This is a genomic window from Lentibacillus kimchii, from assembly GCF_042666895.1.
GTDB lineage: Bacteria > Bacillota > Bacilli > Bacillales > Amphibacillaceae > Lentibacillus > Lentibacillus kimchii.
The window spans coordinates 1-17,672 of record NZ_JBHTGR010000003.1 but is presented as its reverse complement, the minus strand read 5'-3'; the positions used below and the strand labels follow the sequence as shown (position 1 = coordinate 17,672).

The 17,672-nt window shown below is 41.6% G+C and carries 17 protein-coding genes, 2 tRNA genes, 1 rRNA gene and 2 pseudogenes; 9 read left to right on the top strand and 13 right to left on the bottom strand.

The genetic code is table 11. The features are described 5' to 3' along the window. Nucleotides 1-168: 168 nt before the first annotated feature. Both ACFQU8_RS02140 and ACFQU8_RS02135 read right to left on the bottom strand, forming a co-directional pair. Nucleotides 169-1,686, bottom strand: coding sequence for a pyridoxal phosphate-dependent decarboxylase family protein (locus tag ACFQU8_RS02140; RefSeq protein WP_382357516.1), 1,518 nt, complete (start codon nt 1,684-1,686; stop codon nt 169-171). A gap of 13 nt (nt 1,687-1,699) precedes the next feature. Then, complete coding sequence (locus ACFQU8_RS02135; protein WP_382357515.1) at nt 1,700-2,542, bottom strand: MBL fold metallo-hydrolase; 843 nt, start codon at nt 2,540-2,542, stop codon at nt 1,700-1,702. A gap of 205 nt (nt 2,543-2,747) precedes the next feature. Between ACFQU8_RS02135 and ACFQU8_RS02130 the strand changes: the two genes are divergently transcribed. From ACFQU8_RS02130 to ACFQU8_RS02105, 6 genes and pseudogenes are all read left to right on the top strand, one after another. Beyond that, nucleotides 2,748-3,962: an MFS transporter gene (locus ACFQU8_RS02130; RefSeq protein WP_382357514.1), complete on the top strand. Its 1,215-nt coding sequence runs from the start codon at nt 2,748-2,750 to the stop codon at nt 3,960-3,962. Nucleotides 3,963-4,375: 413 nt separating this feature from the next. After that, a complete protein-coding gene (locus ACFQU8_RS02125) occupies nt 4,376-4,711 on the top strand; it encodes a transposase (RefSeq protein ID WP_382357513.1) in 336 nt (111 codons plus the stop codon). A gap of 55 nt (nt 4,712-4,766) precedes the next feature. After that, nucleotides 4,767-4,880, top strand: a pseudogene (locus ACFQU8_RS02120) (helix-turn-helix domain-containing protein); the annotation flags it as partial. Between the two features lie 66 nt (nt 4,881-4,946). Next, nucleotides 4,947-5,459, top strand: a complete 513-nt coding sequence (locus ACFQU8_RS02115) for a transposase (RefSeq protein ID WP_382357518.1) — start codon at nt 4,947-4,949, stop codon at nt 5,457-5,459. 12 nt (nt 5,460-5,471) lie between these two features. After that, nucleotides 5,472-5,699 (top strand): annotated as a pseudogene (locus ACFQU8_RS02110) (integrase core domain-containing protein); the annotation flags it as partial. 583 nt (nt 5,700-6,282) lie between these two features. Continuing rightward, a complete protein-coding gene (locus ACFQU8_RS02105) occupies nt 6,283-6,777 on the top strand; it encodes a helix-turn-helix domain-containing protein (RefSeq protein ID WP_382357512.1) in 495 nt (164 codons plus the stop codon). A gap of 174 nt (nt 6,778-6,951) precedes the next feature. Here ACFQU8_RS02105 and groL read toward each other — a convergent pair whose 3' ends face one another. After that, nucleotides 6,952-8,586 carry a chaperonin GroEL gene (gene groL, locus ACFQU8_RS02100; protein ID WP_382357511.1) on the bottom strand — a complete coding sequence of 545 codons (1,635 nt, stop codon included), beginning with the start codon at nt 8,584-8,586 and terminating at the stop codon, nt 6,952-6,954. Between the two features lie 57 nt (nt 8,587-8,643). After that, a complete protein-coding gene (gene groES / locus ACFQU8_RS02095; protein WP_382357510.1) occupies nt 8,644-8,928 on the bottom strand; it encodes a co-chaperone GroES in 285 nt (94 codons plus the stop codon). A 297-nt stretch (nt 8,929-9,225) separates the two neighbouring features. On the opposite strand from groES, the gene ACFQU8_RS02090 reads away from it, so the two are divergent. Next, nucleotides 9,226-9,939 carry a CPBP family intramembrane glutamic endopeptidase gene (locus ACFQU8_RS02090; protein ID WP_382357509.1) on the top strand — a complete coding sequence of 238 codons (714 nt, stop codon included), beginning with the start codon at nt 9,226-9,228 and terminating at the stop codon, nt 9,937-9,939. Nucleotides 9,940-9,945: 6 nt separating this feature from the next. Next, on the top strand, nt 9,946-10,149 hold the full coding sequence (locus ACFQU8_RS02085) for a YdiK family protein (protein ID WP_382357508.1): 204 nt from the start codon (nt 9,946-9,948) through the stop codon (nt 10,147-10,149). Between the two features lie 71 nt (nt 10,150-10,220). Here ACFQU8_RS02085 and ACFQU8_RS02080 read toward each other — a convergent pair whose 3' ends face one another. Beyond that, nucleotides 10,221-10,874: a redox-sensing transcriptional repressor Rex gene (locus ACFQU8_RS02080; RefSeq protein WP_382357517.1), complete on the bottom strand. Its 654-nt coding sequence runs from the start codon at nt 10,872-10,874 to the stop codon at nt 10,221-10,223. 242 nt (nt 10,875-11,116) lie between these two features. Here ACFQU8_RS02080 and ACFQU8_RS02075 point away from each other — a divergent pair, with 242 nt between their 5' ends. Beyond that, nucleotides 11,117-13,033, top strand: a complete 1,917-nt coding sequence (locus ACFQU8_RS02075) for an ABC-F family ATP-binding cassette domain-containing protein (RefSeq protein WP_382357507.1) — start codon at nt 11,117-11,119, stop codon at nt 13,031-13,033. A 298-nt stretch (nt 13,034-13,331) separates the two neighbouring features. Here ACFQU8_RS02075 and tsaD read toward each other — a convergent pair whose 3' ends face one another. From tsaD to ACFQU8_RS02035, 8 genes are all read right to left on the bottom strand, one after another. Continuing rightward, complete coding sequence (tsaD, locus tag ACFQU8_RS02070) at nt 13,332-14,342, bottom strand: tRNA (adenosine(37)-N6)-threonylcarbamoyltransferase complex transferase subunit TsaD (protein ID WP_382357506.1); 1,011 nt, start codon at nt 14,340-14,342, stop codon at nt 13,332-13,334. Then, nucleotides 14,332-14,787 carry a ribosomal protein S18-alanine N-acetyltransferase gene (gene rimI / locus ACFQU8_RS02065; RefSeq protein ID WP_382357505.1) on the bottom strand — a complete coding sequence of 152 codons (456 nt, stop codon included), beginning with the start codon at nt 14,785-14,787 and terminating at the stop codon, nt 14,332-14,334. Before rimI ends, tsaD begins: the two co-directional genes overlap by 11 nt. Then, complete coding sequence (gene tsaB / locus ACFQU8_RS02060; protein ID WP_382357504.1) at nt 14,780-15,481, bottom strand: tRNA (adenosine(37)-N6)-threonylcarbamoyltransferase complex dimerization subunit type 1 TsaB; 702 nt, start codon at nt 15,479-15,481, stop codon at nt 14,780-14,782. The genes rimI and tsaB overlap by 8 nt, the downstream gene beginning before the upstream one ends. Before the next feature lie 16 nt (nt 15,482-15,497). Then, complete coding sequence (tsaE, locus tag ACFQU8_RS02055) at nt 15,498-15,953, bottom strand: tRNA (adenosine(37)-N6)-threonylcarbamoyltransferase complex ATPase subunit type 1 TsaE (protein WP_382357503.1); 456 nt, start codon at nt 15,951-15,953, stop codon at nt 15,498-15,500. A gap of 10 nt (nt 15,954-15,963) precedes the next feature. Continuing rightward, on the bottom strand, nt 15,964-16,932 hold the full coding sequence (gene thiL, locus ACFQU8_RS02050) for a thiamine-phosphate kinase (RefSeq protein ID WP_382357502.1): 969 nt from the start codon (nt 16,930-16,932) through the stop codon (nt 15,964-15,966). 193 nt (nt 16,933-17,125) lie between these two features. Continuing rightward, nucleotides 17,126-17,199: transfer RNA gene (locus ACFQU8_RS02045), tRNA-Asp, on the bottom strand. 66 nt (nt 17,200-17,265) lie between these two features. After that, nucleotides 17,266-17,339 (bottom strand) — tRNA-Met (locus tag ACFQU8_RS02040). A 125-nt stretch (nt 17,340-17,464) separates the two neighbouring features. Then, nucleotides 17,465-17,672, bottom strand: a 23S ribosomal RNA gene (locus tag ACFQU8_RS02035); the annotation flags it as partial.

Below are 17,672 nucleotides of genomic sequence, written 5' to 3'. Positions count from 1 at the left end.
GATGTTTTAGTTCAACTACCATTATACAAGATTTGGGGAGGTACTTCCTTTTTTACGTTTTTAAGTCCTTGCGCCGCAAGGGCTATGAATTATGAAATTCGCTCTCTTAATATAATTAATGTTATATTTTGTATCTTCGACTCTACTTTGCATAATTTTTTAACCTCTCTACAAATTTTCAACGAATAGCTTGGAGTACTCCTCTTCAGCAATCTTTTTTACATTAGACATTAATCTATTAATATTACTTTCTTCTGTTAAAGGGTTCCCTATAAATAACCTAAGCATCTGCCACTTTACACTTTTATCACTTGATAACTTTTGACTTGGGTCGTGCAAGGTAAATGTATGTAAGTACTGATCTCCTTCTTGCCAAAGTCTTTGATGAATGCTTTTCTGCAATGTATTAAAAGCATCAATATTCTCTATTTCTTCTTCAGGCTTATAAACAAAGACAACGCTGTTTACAGTTACTTCATTTATCCGTACAAAACAATTTTCAGAATCAATTTTTTCAGCGAAATAACTAGCCAAATCATACCTATAATCTACCAATTCTCCTATCTTCTTAGATCCTAAATTCTTTAGTACAAAATATAGTTTCAAAGAATCGAACGCTTTACTACCTAAGAAAGGAGTCATCTGTCCAAAAGACATTGCTTCTTTATTTATTAAGTCACTACCACCAATTACCTTCTTTAGTTGTTCTGGATTTTTAACTAACAGATAGCTTAAATTATATGGTAGCCACATAACTTTATGTGGGTCTAGAGCTATAGAGTCTGCTAACTCAATCCCATCTAACCCAGCTTTCAAAGTGTTACTAAACTTGGCGACAAAACCTTGACAAGCGTCAACATGAAACCAGATATTATGTTCTTTAGCAATCGTGTAGAGTTTATTAAAGTCATCAATAGCCATAGTACGAGAGTCTCCAGCGTAAGCAATAAGAGCTATGAATTTATATTTATTTTTATATTTTTCGATTTTTTCCTTCAAATCTATTTGGTCAATTGTGTAATTACCATTCGTTTTGACATATAAAATGTTATCTTCTCCAAGTCCTAACCACCCCATAGCAACACGTATAGAATAGTGATCAATACCTTCCGGCATTATTACTCTAACATCTTTTACTTTATTGTTTAGACCTGTATTTTTAGCATTTACGAACAATGATTCTCTCGCCAATAATAAACCTACTGTATTTGCCAAAGTACCACCAGTAAGCGCTATGCCACCGCTGTCAGTAATATCCGATATATTCCTAATGTCTTCAAATGAATACCCCATCAATTCTCTTAACCATTGAATAGTTTGTAATTCAATATAGGTTGCTATTGGAGAGCAATGAGTTGAATTAATGAGATTTTGATTCATAAAACCAGATAATATGTTTGCTGCATGAGACGCCACTGAATTTCCGGAATCAGGGAATGCCATAAAATTAGGACTGGAGAAATTTGTTGAGTAAGGAAGTATATTGCTTTCAAACTCACTAATAAGTCTTTCGAGATCCGTTGATTCTTCTGGGAATTGTTCGCTAACAATTGATGAGATCTCAGAATCGTCGGCATAATTAATAACCTTTTCTCTATTTTTATATTCCACGCCCATTTTCAAAGATTCTTCTAATAAGTTGAGATTACTATGGTTTTTATCATTAACAAAGTATTTATTATGCATATTTTAAAACCCCTTAAATATCAATTGTAAATGTATCAAAAGCAATTTTATAATTTTGTCCACTGAATTCATTTTCTATTTTCTTACAATCTTCAAATGATAAATTTTCAAACTCTTCGATATGAGTGAAATATGTGACATTAGCATTTATTTGATTGGCTAGTTCAATTGAATCTTCAAAACTAGCCTCGTTCCTTTCGAATATCAAACCTTCAGGGTAATTCAATTCACCAGTTGTAAAGTGTCTTTCTGTATGGCCAAAGGGCAAAATCGCTATATCAATATCCTTAAAATTAGTTGAAGATGGCCACCAGCCAAATGATTCATCAGGTATTATTAGGATTTTATTTTTATTTGTTCTTAGAATAAATCCGTAAGCGAAATCATTGCTTAGAGGAAAAGCTGTTACTTCGCAACCGTCAAATTTTACTGACTCATTATTAGATAGAACTTCAAGTGAGATATCCCCCTTTTCTTGCATGTGATTTAAGTGATCCCAAAAACCTAATCTCATTTTCGCATCACTTGCAACATTCTCAGGTAAAATAACCCTAGTATTTTTTCCGTCTGATAGAAATTCAGAATTAAACACTTCGAAAATTCTTCGTCCCATAGTATGGTCTGGGTGCCAATGAGAATAAAAACAAGCATTAACACAAGAAATGCTTGCTCTATTCAGTTGATAAAATATATCTTCAGAGGTATCGAACAATACATTTGGGCCGTGTATAAATATTCCGGGTCCAGTTCTCATAAAAGGACCTTTTTTCATACGAGCTTCTAAACTTGCTTTAGAATTACTTCCAGGTCTAGGAGTGCGGAAAGCACCTGCAGTTCCCAAAAATTCCATATACATTTTTTATCTCCTTTCTAAGTTTTCGGTAATTTCGATAATTTCAGATTTTTTCCTACGATACCATATATTTACTAATGAAACAAGACTTTATACTTAATATGATTCCAAATAAAGAAATTTGTTGATTAAAACACTATTATTGTGTAAAAATGTAATTCATGTGATTTCAGTAAGAATCATACATAAAATTTGAGAGGATGTTTATATGAGAAAGCCAATGAGAAATGAATTTCTAATTGTAAGTGGGAATTCAGTAACATTCTTAGGAGATATTATTTTCACATTTGCATTAAATTGGTGGGTCATTGATGTAACTAACGATCCAAAGATTTTGGGGTTAATAATGGGATTGAGTGTAATACCGTCACTTTTTTTCAATCTATTTGGCGGCGTTATAGCTGATAGATTTAATAAGAAATTGATAATTTTCTTAACTGACATAATTAGTGGGATAACTTGCGTTACATTCAGTTTTATAATTATTGATTCAGAGGTTAATATACCCTTAGTTATTACAATGAATGTAATTTTGAGCATTACACATTCCATTTTCTCACCAACAGTAAGGTCTATTTTACCTAGGATAACAAAAAAAGATAGGCTCAAAACTGTAAACTCTGTTTTAAATACTATAACTGAAACTATAAAAATTACTGGTCCTATGCTAGCAGGTGCATTATTTGCTTTATCTTTTATTAGTATTAATGAGATTCTGCTAATAAATGGTGTATCTTTTATTGTTTCCGCACTTTTTGAATTGCTCATCCAATATTCTTCTAATAATGAGAAAGCTAAATTGAATATGAAGTCTGTTATTAATGACTTTAAAGAAGGATTTATTCACTCAAAAAGTAAACCTGTTCTATTTAGATTGTTAATTACAATCTCACTAGTTAATTTTTTCATAGCAGGTTACAATATTCTTTTGCCCTCATACGTAAACGAATATATAGACAGAACTGGCGCATATAGCATATTACTCTCAGCGGAAGCAATTGGAGGAGTACTAGGAGCTCTAATACTAAGCTTATCTAAGAATAAGACAATTACTTTGTCTAATTTAAAGGTAGAACTCACTCTATGTGGCATATTCTTTTTACCTTTTTTCATAATTAACACATATACTTTCACACTTATCGCTACCTTTATTTTTGGCTTCTTTTTAGTAAGATTCAATACATTATTTTTCACTTTCATACAAACTGAAGTAGACCAAAATTACTTAGGAAGAATTTTCTCAATTATCTTCACCTCTGCATCTTTGTTTATGCCTCTTGGAAGCTTTTTATTTGGATATATAATAGATATAATGAACAACTACACTTTCACTTTAATTGGTTTAGGTATCGTTTTAACCAATATTTTAATGAAGAGTAAAGATGAAGGTAGTCAGGAAAACAAGGAATTCAATGCAGTTTAAAATTCCTTTTTATCTCTTAATAAAGGATAAAAAAACTTATGATAGTCTAAGAAAGCTAATTTAAAGCCATCCAAGTTATGTATTGTAAATATCCTTGGACAATTCCATATTCCATAAGGATATTAATAATAACAGAAGTCCGTAATAGGCGATTATATTTACTGCCTATTACGGACTTCTCCATTTATTTTAGAAATTTATATTTACAAAATCGCAAATAAAAAAATAACTGAATCTAATCAGTAGAAAAATATGTATTGTCAAAATCAGTTTGAAATTCCTATATTAAATTGAAGCATAAGCTTATCCATACGACTCTAATCAAGATATTGTTTAGCTTCAGATCTTATTGGACAAAAATACGCCTGATTTTAGGTAATAATCGAGTTTGTCTACGTCCCTCATTATAGCTTATGATTAAACATAAGAAAGGGGAATTTTTTATGCCAAAAAGGAGATTTTCAGCTGAAGAAAAAGCTCAAATTGTTATTAGAGGGCTGGGTAATGAAATTTCTGTAAAAGAATTATGTCAGGAAGTCGGCATTCAGCCGAAAAGTTATTATGAGTGGAAACAAATCTTTATGAAACACGGAATGGAGGGCTTCAACTCAAAAAGGAATCAAAAAGATACTGAGAAAGAGGAAATGAAAAAAGAAGTAGACCGTTTAAAAGAGCTGGTAGCTGACTTATCTTTAGAGAATCATGTAATCATGTTTAAAAAAAAAACGACATTTAAAGCCCTATCTTGATGCAGGAACATACACAAAACTACCTGCGGAAGAAAAACTAGCCATCATCAAATTTTTGGACGTTATACCCAAAAAGTCGGTATCTTGGGCACTTAAGCAATTAAATCTTAGTAAGAGTACCTACTATGAATGGAAAAAGAATTATCGAAATCAAGGTTTTATTGGACTAATGGACAAGCCCCCAATCCCACATATACACCCAGACCAACTCCTTCAAGAGGAGGTAGAGAAAATCTTGGAAATAGGGAAACGGCTGGATCTAAATGGCTATCGTACAGTGACTTATGAGCTAGAAAAGGAAGGAGTTTATATATCTGAATCAAGTGCTTATCGATACATGAGAAAGCATGGCTTAATCATTCCTAAAGGGGAACCAAAACGAGAACCTGCAGGAGATGAGTGGAGACACAAGCCAACCAGACCTAACGAAAATTGGCATACGGATATCACCTATATTTGGATTAGTGGCTATGGTTTCTATTATCTCTTCACCTATTTAGATGGATTTTCAAGATATGTAATTCACTCTGAATTGAGAATGTCTATGACAGTGGAGGATACCATTGATACCCTTAAACACGCGTTACAAAAGGCGAGTTTGCCAGAAGACCATCAGCTTAAATTGGTAACCGATAATGGTAGTCAGTATCGTTCAAATCGGTTTAAAAGGTACTTGGAGAAACAACATATTTATCAAATACGTACAGCTTATAAACATCCTGAGACAAACGGCAAAATAGAACGCTAGCATCGCACATTAAAGGAACAAAAAATTAGTCTTGCGGGATACACCAGTCCACAAGACGCAAAAAAGAATATATACCAATTTGTAGACGATTATAACACATACCGTCCTCATCAAGCTATAGGATATGTCACACCAGAACAAAAACACACGGGAAAGGATGAAGAGGTGATAGCAAATCGGGAGAAAGGAAGGATAGCAGCAAGACATAAACGAAGAAACCTCAATCATGGAGTGGCATAAGCAAATCAAACAAACGACGCACGGGATTGACGTGGAGAGGCGGGGATGATAGCCTGTCTCGGCATGCCAGCACTATTTTTAAATAAGCTGGCTTCCTGGCATAGAGATCATGCCCGCAGAGGCTCCGGGTCAATCCCTCTAAAGGGAAAAGAAAAACAATATTCAAAGAGCAAAAAATCGAAAAAATAAACTAGGGGTTTGTAGACGCTCTATAAATCACTGAATATTTAGATATATCTAGATTCAAGTGTTACCGAAAAATGGAGCATTTTGTCCAAATTCAAAGGAAGCAGTACATAAGATAGTCAATAATTATATGAAACCCTTGAATGACATCGTTTCAGGTTATTTACAGATAAATAATATTAAAAGTATGAATGGGTTTGAAAAGATAACTAGAAGAGTACTCTCATTAGTTAAAAGGAGAGATTTTAGGTCTTCTTAATTCTTTTAAAAAACTCTAATATATTTCAATTTATTTTCATCTCGTGTCTTCGATATAGGGGTGCGATTCTCCGATAATTTCATAGTACATGTATTACAGAACGCACTTTGAATCAAATGCCAAACAGGAGGTGATATGATGATTGGTGCTGTTTTATGGGGGGAAGATGAAGCTAAAAGTTGGTTTATTGAACCAATGAAGTTAAAGAATACAGCAGAATACCTAGGGGTATCCCAATATAAACTCCGTAAATGGGTGAAGGAAAATAAAATTCCTTACAGCAGAATTAATAATAAGTATTTGTTTCACAAGACAATTATAGATGCGTGGAAAAACGGAAAATTTCCAAATGGTGAAGTAAAGATAGTACTTGATAATGAAATAATTGATATTCAACATGAGGAAGCGCTTAGAGAACATTATAAGCGATATCCAGAATTGCTTGAGAAAAAAGAAATCGAAGATAGGATTAGTAAACCTATAGCTTATTCCAATATTGAATATAAAATCAAGCATGAAGGGGTATACCTGACTGTTGGCGATAAAAACAGTGTAGAGGTTACTGTTTGTTTATCCCATACTTCCATCAATGAATTATGTAATGATCTAAAGAGATTTCGCTTAAATAAATAGCATACTGTAAAAGAATGCTATTAGATAACAGGATAAAACAGAGGTTTCCAATAAGTTCAGTAACTCAATGGAAACCTCCTGAAATCTCAACAACTAGTATCGGTCACTTTTCCGGACACTAAAATTAGTTAGAACGGTTATGAACGTTGATATAACAAGGTTTTATAACCTATATTACATCATGCCGCCCATTCCGCCCATGCCACTCATGTCAGGTGCACCGCCGCCGCCATCGCTGTCGTCAGGATGGTCAGCTACAACAGCTTCTGTGGTGAGGAACATAGCTGAAACGGAAGCTGCGTTTTGCAGGGCTGAACGTGTCACTTTTGTTGGATCGACGACGCCTGCATCAACCATATTGACCCACTCGCCATTAGCAGCGTTAAAGCCAATACCAACTTCTTCACCTTTTAGATGTTCGACAACAATGGAGCCTTCAAGGCCGGCATTGTAAGCAATCTGGCGGATTGGTTCTTCCAGCGCACGGAGTACAATGCTGGCACCGGTTGCTTCATCTCCAGTCAGGTTAAGCTCGCCAATTTTGGCAAGAACGTTTACAAGGGCCGTTCCGCCGCCGGAAACAATGCCTTCTTCAACAGCTGCACGTGTTGAGTTCAAGGCGTCTTCAATACGCAGTTTACGTTCTTTCATTTCGGTCTCGGTTGCGGCACCTACTTTAACAACGGCGACGCCACCAGCCATTTTTGCAAGACGTTCCTGCAGTTTCTCTTTATCAAAGTCAGACGTTGATTCTTCTGCTTGAGCGCGGAGCTGAGATACGCGCTGTGATATAGTCTGCGGGTCACCGGCGCCTTCAACGATCGTTGTATTATCTTTTGTCACAACAATCTTATTAGCGCGGCCGAGCTGATCCATGGTAGCATTCTTCAGATCAAGACCCAGATCTTCGGTGATGACTTGCGCACCCGTCATGGTTGCGATATCCTCCAGCATAGCCTTACGACGGTCGCCAAAGCCTGGTGCTTTAACAGCAACAGCGTTGAATGTGCCGCGTACTTTGTTCACAACAAGCGTTGCGAGTGCTTCACCTTCGACTTCATCGGCAATAATAAGAATTGGTTTGTTTTCCTGAACAACTTGTTCAAGCAATGGCAATACTTCTTGCATGTTGCCGATCTTCTTGTCTGTAATCAGAATATATGGATCGTCCAGCACAGCTTCCATCTTGTCCTGATCCGATACCATGTATGGTGATGAATAACCACGGTCGAATTGCATACCTTCAACAACTTCAAGTTCCGTGTTGAAGCCGCTTGATTCTTCAATCGTGATAACACCATCATTGCCGACGCGTTCCATCGCTTCAGCAATCAGCTGGCCAACTTCATCATCGTCAGAGGAGATGGCTGCAACCTGAGCAATGGACTCTTTTCCTTCAACCGGCTTGGAAATGGTCTTCAATTCACTCGTAGCTACTTCTACAGCTTGTTCGATACCGCGGCGGATTCCTACCGGATTAGCACCGGAAGCAACGTTTTTCAGACCTTCACGGATCATAGCCTGTGACAGAATGGTTGCTGTTGTCGTACCGTCACCAGCGACTTCGTTTGTTTTCGAAGCAACTTCTGACACGAGCTGAGCGCCCATGTTTTCAAAGTTATCTTCCAGTTCGATTTCTTTAGCAATCGTCACACCATCATTTGTAATGAGTGGTGAGCCGACACTCTTGTCCAATACAACGTTACGGCCTTTTGGCCCCAATGTTACTTTAACGGAGTCAGCAAGTGTGTTGATACCACGCATCATGGACTGACGTGCTTCTTCACTGAATTTAAGTTCTTTTGCCATTCTAAACGCCTCCTTAGAGAAATCTTATATAGCCTGACATCATTTCAGTGCTGCCGATTAATCGATGACAGCCAGAATGTCGTTTTGACGCATAATTAAGTATTCATGACCGTCGTAGCTGATCTCTGTTCCGGCAAATTTGGAGAAGATGATATGGTCGCCTTCTTTGACGTCCAGCGCAACTTGTTCACCGCTGTCCATAACACGTCCGGAACCGACGGCTGCAACCTTGCCTTCCTGCGGTTTTTCTTTAGCGGAATCTGGAAGCACAATGCCACTTTCTGTTGTTTCGCTTTGTTCCACAAGTTCGATGACAACACGATCCTCTAATGGTTTAATCATGCCGACAACCTCCTTCATTCCTTTTCACTTGTATTTAGGAACTTCTTATTAGCACTCTGATGCAACGAGTGCTAATTCCAATTATTATAATAAATAATTTTCCTGTAAAATGCAAGCATTTGCCTCAGTCTTGCTTTAACGCTTAACCGTGAATCGAATCGATTATAATACAGGCCTTATGTATGCTAAACTGTAGACGTATTCTGTTTGTGTAAATTGATTTTTATACCATTTTTTGCTTAAATACGTTATGACAAGCATACACTATAGCAACTAGAACTAAAGGAGTCGCTAATTTTGCCTAAACGTTACTGGTACGTCATTTTAACATACGTCATCATGCAAGCTTCCGCATTTGTGTTTGCACCATTGTTGTATATTCTGACACCGCTCGGCCAGGTCGACGCCAGCATTTACTGGAGCATTTTCAGCTTTCTTGCAGCGCTTGTCTTAGTCTTATGGCTCATGCGACCAGATATAAAAGCACCCGCACACCCGCAGGCCTCACCGGTCTGGGAGGTTATACTCTGGGGGATTGCCGGACTATGCATGGCTTATTTCGCGAATACAATTGCGTCCGTTATTGAAACCACTGTGTTCGGCATCAATCCTTCTTCACAGAATACGCAGCAAATCATGGAAATTACCCGGACAGTACCGCTGTTCGCGGTGATTACGGCGCTTGTAGCACCAATACTGGAAGAGATCATCTTCCGCAAAATCATTTTCGGCGGGCTGTACAAACGCATGAATTTCTTTTTCGCCGCTGCCCTGTCTGCTTTGATTTTTGGCCTGATCCATGGTGAACCGGAACATATTCTCGTTTATGCATCAATGGGCTTTGTCTTTGCGTTTCTATATGTCCAGACAAAACGGATTATTGTGCCGATCATCGTCCACATGGCGCTGAATACACTGTCCGTGATTGTGCAATTATCACTTGACCCGGAAGACCTGGAAAAAATGATGCAGGAATTAGATCACATCCAAACAATTCTGATAGGGGGCTGACACTTTATGAAAATATCGCCGAAAGCAATGGGTGTCGTCTACTGTCTGCTCGGTGTTTTGTTCACCTATATTGCTATCCAGAGTGCCGATGAAACGATGTGGAATGTCTTCACCATTCTGCTGGCGTTTTTTGCAACCCTTGATTTCGGCATCGGCATACGCATGTTTATTATCAATCATAAGATTAAACAGCAAAAGAAAAAGAAGTAGTGATCAGATGCACTGCTTCTTTTTTTTAGGCCGTTTCCTGAAAACGCACCCAAACGTACGGTCCATGCATTTCACGATGTCATTGGATAATGCTTTAAGAAGTACACAAGTGACTGCAGTTCCACCGCCAGATCAATATGATGCACCCTGATCCCTGCAGGCACCGTAATCCGTGCCGGTGTAAAATTAAGAATGCCGGATATACCAAAGCCAGCCAGCCGGTCCGTGATAGTCTGGGCCGCCTTAGCTGGAACAGTCAAAATCGCAACCGACACATCGGCCAGTCTAGCTTCCAGCTCATCAATATGATAGACCGGCACGCCGCCAATATCGGAACCAGCCTTATTCGGGTCAGCATCAAACGCCAACACAATTTTGGTATTATTGTTTCTCAGGAAATTGTAATGCAAAAAGGCAGTCCCCAGATTGCCGACTCCTATCAGGGCGACTTCAGTCAGCTCATCCTGATCCAGTGTTTTCCGGAAAAATCCCAGCAGATACTCCACATTGTAGCCATACCCTTTTTTCCCTAAAGCTCCGAAATAGGAAAAATCACGCCTGATCGTCGCCGAGTCCACCTTAAGGACATCGCTCAATTCTTTTGAGGAAATACGTCCTTTTCCCTGATGATGCAAATTATTTAAAAACCGGTAGTATAACGGCAGCCGTTTAGCAGTCGCCTGTGGTATCTGATTCTGCTCCAATGTCAATCCTCCCTGTCTCATCAATGCTCGTCTCATTTGACACCCGCATCCGGTCTTCTCTGATCGGTATCTGTAACAGTCATGCCGTATCTTATTCTAACAGAAATTGCTTCATAAGTCGTGATCCCTTTCACACGATGATTGCCCTTTCAGATCGTCATGCGATACACTGGGGAGTGACGTTCAGATTCACCGCACCGACATGTTCAGCAGCCGCTCGTACCTGCTGATGCTAAGACGTCCGATAAATGAGGTGAAAACATATGATACTGATGCAATTAAACAATATAACCAAATCATTTGGCGCTGACGATATATTAAGCGATATTAAACTGGAAATTAAAGAGAGTGACAGAATTGCCATTGTCGGCCGGAATGGTTCGGGCAAATCGACCCTGCTGAAAATTATGGCCGGCGATCTTTCCTATGATGCAGGTGATATATTCAAACCGAAAGATCTGACCATGGGCTATTTGAGTCAGCACACGAGTCTGGAATCTGATAAATCGATCTGGGAGGAGATGCTGACTGTCTTTGATCACCTGCTGAAACAGCAGCAGGAACTTCGCAGAATGGAAGAAAAGATGACCCAGACAGCATCATTATCCAATGCTGACTATGACGAGCTCCTTGCCGATTACGACAAGAAACAGCAGGCATTCGATGCAGCTGGCGGTTATCATTATGAGACGGATATTAAAGCGATTCTGACAGGGCTGAATTTTGGGGGATTCGATTATGACACTCCTATAAATTCGCTGAGCGGCGGACAGAAAACCCGGCTTGCCCTGGGAAAACTGCTGCTGAAAAAACCTGATCTGCTCATTCTGGACGAGCCGACCAACCACCTTGATATTGATACGATGGGCTGGCTGGAAAACTATTTAAGCAGCTATCCGGGCGCTATTGCGATTGTGTCACACGACCGGTATTTTCTCGATAAAACAGTCTCAACCGTTTACGAAATAGCACGCCATCATTCCAAAAAATACAACGGCAATTACAGCTATTACTTAAAACAGCGGGCTCTGGATTATGAGCAGGAAATGCAGGCTTACGAGAAACAACAAGCTGAAATGCGGGAGATGGAAGATTTTATAAAGCGCAACATCGCCCGGGCATCGACATCCAAACGGGCACAGGGCCGGCGCAAACAGCTGGAGAAAATGGAAAAGCTGGATAAACCACAAGGCGATGAGAAATCAGCGTCATTTACCTTTCAGATTAACCGTCAGAGTGGCGGGGACGTGCTGAATGCTGAGGAACTCGCCTTTCAATACGATCCAAGCAACCCGTTATTCAGCCATGTGACATTCCACGCCAATCGCGGTGAACGCCTGGCGCTGGTCGGTCCGAATGGTGTCGGGAAAACAACGCTGCTGAAACTGATCACCGGTCATTTCAAACCCAACTCAGGAACGCTTGATATTGGCACGAATGTCGACATCGGCTATTATGATCAGGAACAGCAGTCACTCTCGTCGAATAAAACTGTCCTGGATGAATTATGGGACGAGCACCCTGATGTTGATGAAAAAGATATCCGCACAGTCCTGGGCAATTTCCTGTTCTCAGGTGATGACGTCTTTAAACCTGTTCACTCACTGAGCGGCGGGCAAAAGGCACGCTTGTCACTCGCCCGGCTGATGATGCAAAAGGCAAATCTGCTTGTGCTGGACGAGCCGACCAACCATCTGGACATTGATTCGAAAGAGGTACTGGAAGCGGCTCTCCAGGAGTACCCAGGTACGATCCTGTTCGTTTCCCACGACCGCTATTTCATCAATAAACTGGCTGATAAAGTGGTTGAAATGCAGCGGGAAGGGTCGACTACCTATCTCGGTGATTATGATTATTATGTTGCCAAGCAGCAGGAAGAAACTGAGATTCGAAAGCTGCAGGAAGCAACCGAAAATGCCAGCAATGATGACCAGCGCAAAACAAAATTTCGGGAAGATAAACAGCAGCAGCGTGAAGAACGCCGCAGAGAGCGGCAAATTCAGGAGCTTGAGAATGCTATCGAACAGCTGGAAAGTGATTTGGCCGAACTGGAGGAACAAATGGCGCAGCCCGATGTGTATGAGGATCCGGATAAATCACAAGAGCTGCTGGGTAAAAGACAAGATCTAAACGCAGAAATTGAGCGATTAATGAACGAATGGACCGACTTACAGGAATGAATTATGACCTAAAGCTTTAATAAATAATTCGCGTAATAAGGCCGCTCCGGAGATAGACGTCGCTTTCCGCGGGCGGCTTGTGAATTAATGTCCCACATGCAGATCAGTGATTAGATTATTCACCTCATCCACAAAATGATGCACATATGCACAACCTTCACACCGTATTAAAAGACACTTATACACACTATCCACAAATTAATCCCCGGTTATGCACATATAAACATCCACAAACTCAAAACCAGCATAGACGTGATTATAAAAAAGATCCACAGGCCAGTGGATAACCCTGTGGATATTAGTTTAACATCAAAGCGGGGTTCGCGTTCATATCCCAGCCGGAACGCTTGCCCTGCTGATAATTAACAAATCCGGCCGCAGCAATCATCGCTGCATTGTCCGTGCAAAGCTTCAAAGGCGGGATCAGCAAAGGAATCCCAGAATTAGAAAATTGATTCTGCAGGGACTGGCGCAATCCCTGATTGGCCGACACGCCACCGGCAACCAGCACTTGTTTCACGTTATACGCTTGGGCCGCTTTCCACGTCTTGGTGGTCAGCACATCCACAACGCTTGCTTGAAAACTGGCCGCAATATCAGCATGCTTTAAAGTCTCGCCGCGCTGCGTGGCATTATGGATCGTATTGATCACAGATGACTTCACACCACTGAAACTAAAATCAAGGCTGCCATCCTTCAGCCATGCGCGGGGAAAATCGATTGATACGCACCCTTCAGCCGCAAGCCGGTCAATCTGCGGCCCGCCGGGATAAGGCAAATTAAGCATTCGAGCCACTTTATCATAGGCCTCGCCGGCAGCATCATCACGCGTCTCGCCGATTAATTCATACGAACCGTGCTCATGCATCAGGACGAGTTCCGTATGACCGCCGGAGACAATCAGCGCAAGCAATGGAAAGGCAAATTCCTGCTCAAACCGATTGGCATAAATGTGACCCGCAATATGATGAACACCGATTAAAGGCTTCTGCTTGGCAAAAGCTAACGCCTTCGCTGCATTGACGCCGACCAGCAAGGCCCCGACAAGGCCCGGTCCTTCCGTTACAGCAATCGCATCAATCTGTTCCCAGGTCATACCTGCTTCGTTAAAGGCCTCTTCCAGAACAAGCGTGATTTGCTCCACATGATGACGGGAGGCAATTTCCGGAACAACGCCGCCGAATCGCTTATGGCTGTCAATTTGCGAGGCAACGGCGTTAGATACAATCTCCCGGCCATTTTTCACAATCGCTGCTGCCGTTTCATCACAACTTGTTTCAATACCTAATATATACGTATCATTCGTCATATAAATTCACCCACATCACCATCGCATCTTCCTGATTATCGGTGTAGTAATTTTTCCGGATGCCGCCTGGGACAAGCCCGAATTTCCGGTACATTTTCTGCGCGACAATATTGGATACACGCACCTCCAGCGACAGGCGTTTTGCCCCCATTCTGTACGCATCGTGCATCACATACGAAAACAATGTCTCGCCGAGTTTCTGACCACGGAATGCTGGAATCACCGTGATATTGGTAATCTGCGCATCATCAATCACCTGCCACATCCCCGCATAGCCGATTAGCTGCTCACCGGCGAACATCACATAATAATAGGCATAGGCATTATGCGTGAGTTCGTGTTCGAAAATATCCCGGGGCCACGGTGCCACAAACGCTTGTGCTTCGACTTCCATAACGCCATTAATATCTGCGTGCTGCATCTTGCGAATAGTTAAATCAGTCATATGTCGCTTGTTCCTTTTCCAGCCATTTTGCCTCAGCCTCAGCCAGCCGCAAATAATTCGGCGTCAGCATATGCAGGTTGTCCGGCTCCTTATACGAACCAGCCAAGGCTAAGTGGGACGGGTTGGCCATATGAAATGGCCCGTCCGGAATAACCGCTTGATCACCCAGATACGTCTGGATCAGCTCCTGATGCTTGTCCATATCCGGACTTAAAAACAAAATCGTCCGTCTGGTAGCAGCCAGACGCTGGAGCCAGTCTTCCATCAGTACATTTTGCTCAGCAGCCGCCAGTGCCAGACCGTTCGTTTGCGACTGATACAGACCGGTATAAACAAGACCGCGCCGGGCATCAAAAAATGGACAGATTGAAGCGTTAAAAAAGCGTCCCTGCCAGGCAAGTGCTTCCAGACTGGACACGCCTGTAACCGGGATTCCCAATGCCCAAGCCATCGATTTAGCCGTTGTCAGACCGATCCGTACGCCTGTGTACGAACCAGGGCCCTTAGCGACAATGATTTTATCGAGATCCTGCGGCGTCATATTAACCTCTTGCAGCAGCTGATTGATCGCCGGCATCAGCCGCACTGAATGATTTTTTCTAAGATTGGTCGTGACCTCACCAATTAATTGACCGTCACGCAATAACGCAATGCCTAATAGCTGGTTGGATGTATCCATTGCTAAGATATTCATGTCAGAGACTCCTTCATCAACCGATCACATCGGCAGCAACCGATTCAAAATGTGCACCCCGCGGGAACAGTTTTAGCAAGCGGGTGTAATCATCAACATAGTCGATGCTGACTGTTAAGTATTCAGACGGGAGATAATCCTGGATAAAATGAGCCCATTCCACGACACAAATCCCGTCTCCATGAAAATATTCCTCAAAACCTATATCTTCATCAGAATCTTCCAGCCGGTAAACGTCCATATGGTACAGAGGCAGTTCACCAGAATATTCTTTGATAATCGTAAAGGTGGGACTATTGACGATGCGCGTCACGCCCAGCCCGCTGGCCAGCCCCTTGGCAAAGGCAGTCTTGCCAGCACCGAGGTCACCTTCTAAGGTGAGCACATCCCCCGGTTTAAGCAATTCCGCCAGCTGCTGGGCAAATTGAGCTGTCTCATCTTCAGACCGCGTTCGAATGCTGTATTCAGTCATCATGTTTCACCTATTTCAGATGGGTATACCCTTGTTTATTTAAACGTGTACGCGATTGCTCCTGATTCTCCAGAAAAACGCTGGACGCCTGTCTTCCACTGCTTTCAACATAACCAATCATGGTAACCGGCGTCCCAGTTTTATAAGCGGCCTCTTGCAGTGCGCCCCAATCATCTTGTGGCAGGGTGCCCAGCAATTCAAAATCTTCACCGCCATACAGTTTCCACTGCTGCTGGGCCTCTGAGAATTGCTCGAAACCTGCACTGACAGGAATAGCCTCATCATAAAGGGTCATCGTTACGCCAGAGGCTTCAGCAATCTCGTTGGCTTCACTCGCGATACCATCGCTTATATCGTTCAGCGTTACTCTTCGCAAGCCTTCCAGTTCGCATGAAAAATTGGCTCTTACAGCAGGCATCCGGTGTCTGTGAATGAAGTACGTTTGATCCCGGTAGTCACCCGGATGGGTCAGCATATGCAAACCTGCAGCCGAATCACCCAAATGGCCTGTCACGAATACCGCATCTCCCGGTTTTGCAGTATGGCGGTATCTGACCTTCTCTCTGCTGGCATAACCAAAGACGGTGACGGACACTGTCAGCTCCGATCCAGCTGTCGTATCCCCACCAATGACATCCATTTGATAAGCCGATCCCACTTCAGCCATCCCGTTATATAATGCACTCAAGTCCGACTCGCTCCACGTTGACGGGACAACAATGGAAACGAGATAAAACGCGGGTCTGGCCCCCATGGCACTCAAATCACTTATATTCGCAGCAAGTGAACGATAACCAATATGGAACGGGCGCATCGTTGATCTGGTAAAATGGATATCTTCCACAAATGTATCAACAGCTGTCACAATATCCTGGGCAGGCTGACGAAAAACGGCTGCATCATCACCAATCCCACGTATAATCGAGGACTGTCGGTAAGTTTTTTGTTTGATTAAATCAATTAACGAAAATTCATCCATGCACCATCACCATTTTCATCATAACTATACCTATCATAGCAAATATTACAGCAAAACAGAAATATATAGAGCAATTCGAGATCACGTTATGATAAGCCTTCTATAAATAGAATAGACCGCTTCCCGATAGAAGGAAACGGTCTCTCACTTACGAGTGTCCAGCATTTAAGCCAACACTATTAATTTAGTAAAGCGGTCCGGACGGGACTCGAACCCGCGACCTCCTGCGTGACAGGCAGGCGTTCTAACCAGCTGAACTACCAGACCAAAGGGAGATTGACACTATCTTTAGAAAAAATCAATTTTAAACAGCATCAATCAAAATATGATTGATTGCGGGGGCAAGATTTGAACTTGCGACCTTCGGGTTATGAGCCCGACGAGCTTCCAGACTGCTCCACCCCGCGATATAAAAGAAGTTGCATAACTAAGACACAAAAACTATTATAAACATTTTTAACTCAAAATGCAAGAGGTTTTTTAACCTTTGCACCCTGAAAACTAAATAAGAGAACCATCAAGCTGCATCCTGTTAGTTAAGTCCTCGATCGATTAGTATCCGTCAGCTTCACGTGTCGCCACGCTTCCACCCCGGACCTATCAACCTCATCGTCTTTAAGGGATCTTACTCACTGAACGTGATGGGAAGTTTCATCTTGAGGGGGGCTTCATGCTTAGATGCTTTCAGCACTTATCCTGACCACACGTAGCTACCCAGCCGTGCTCCTGGCGGAACAACT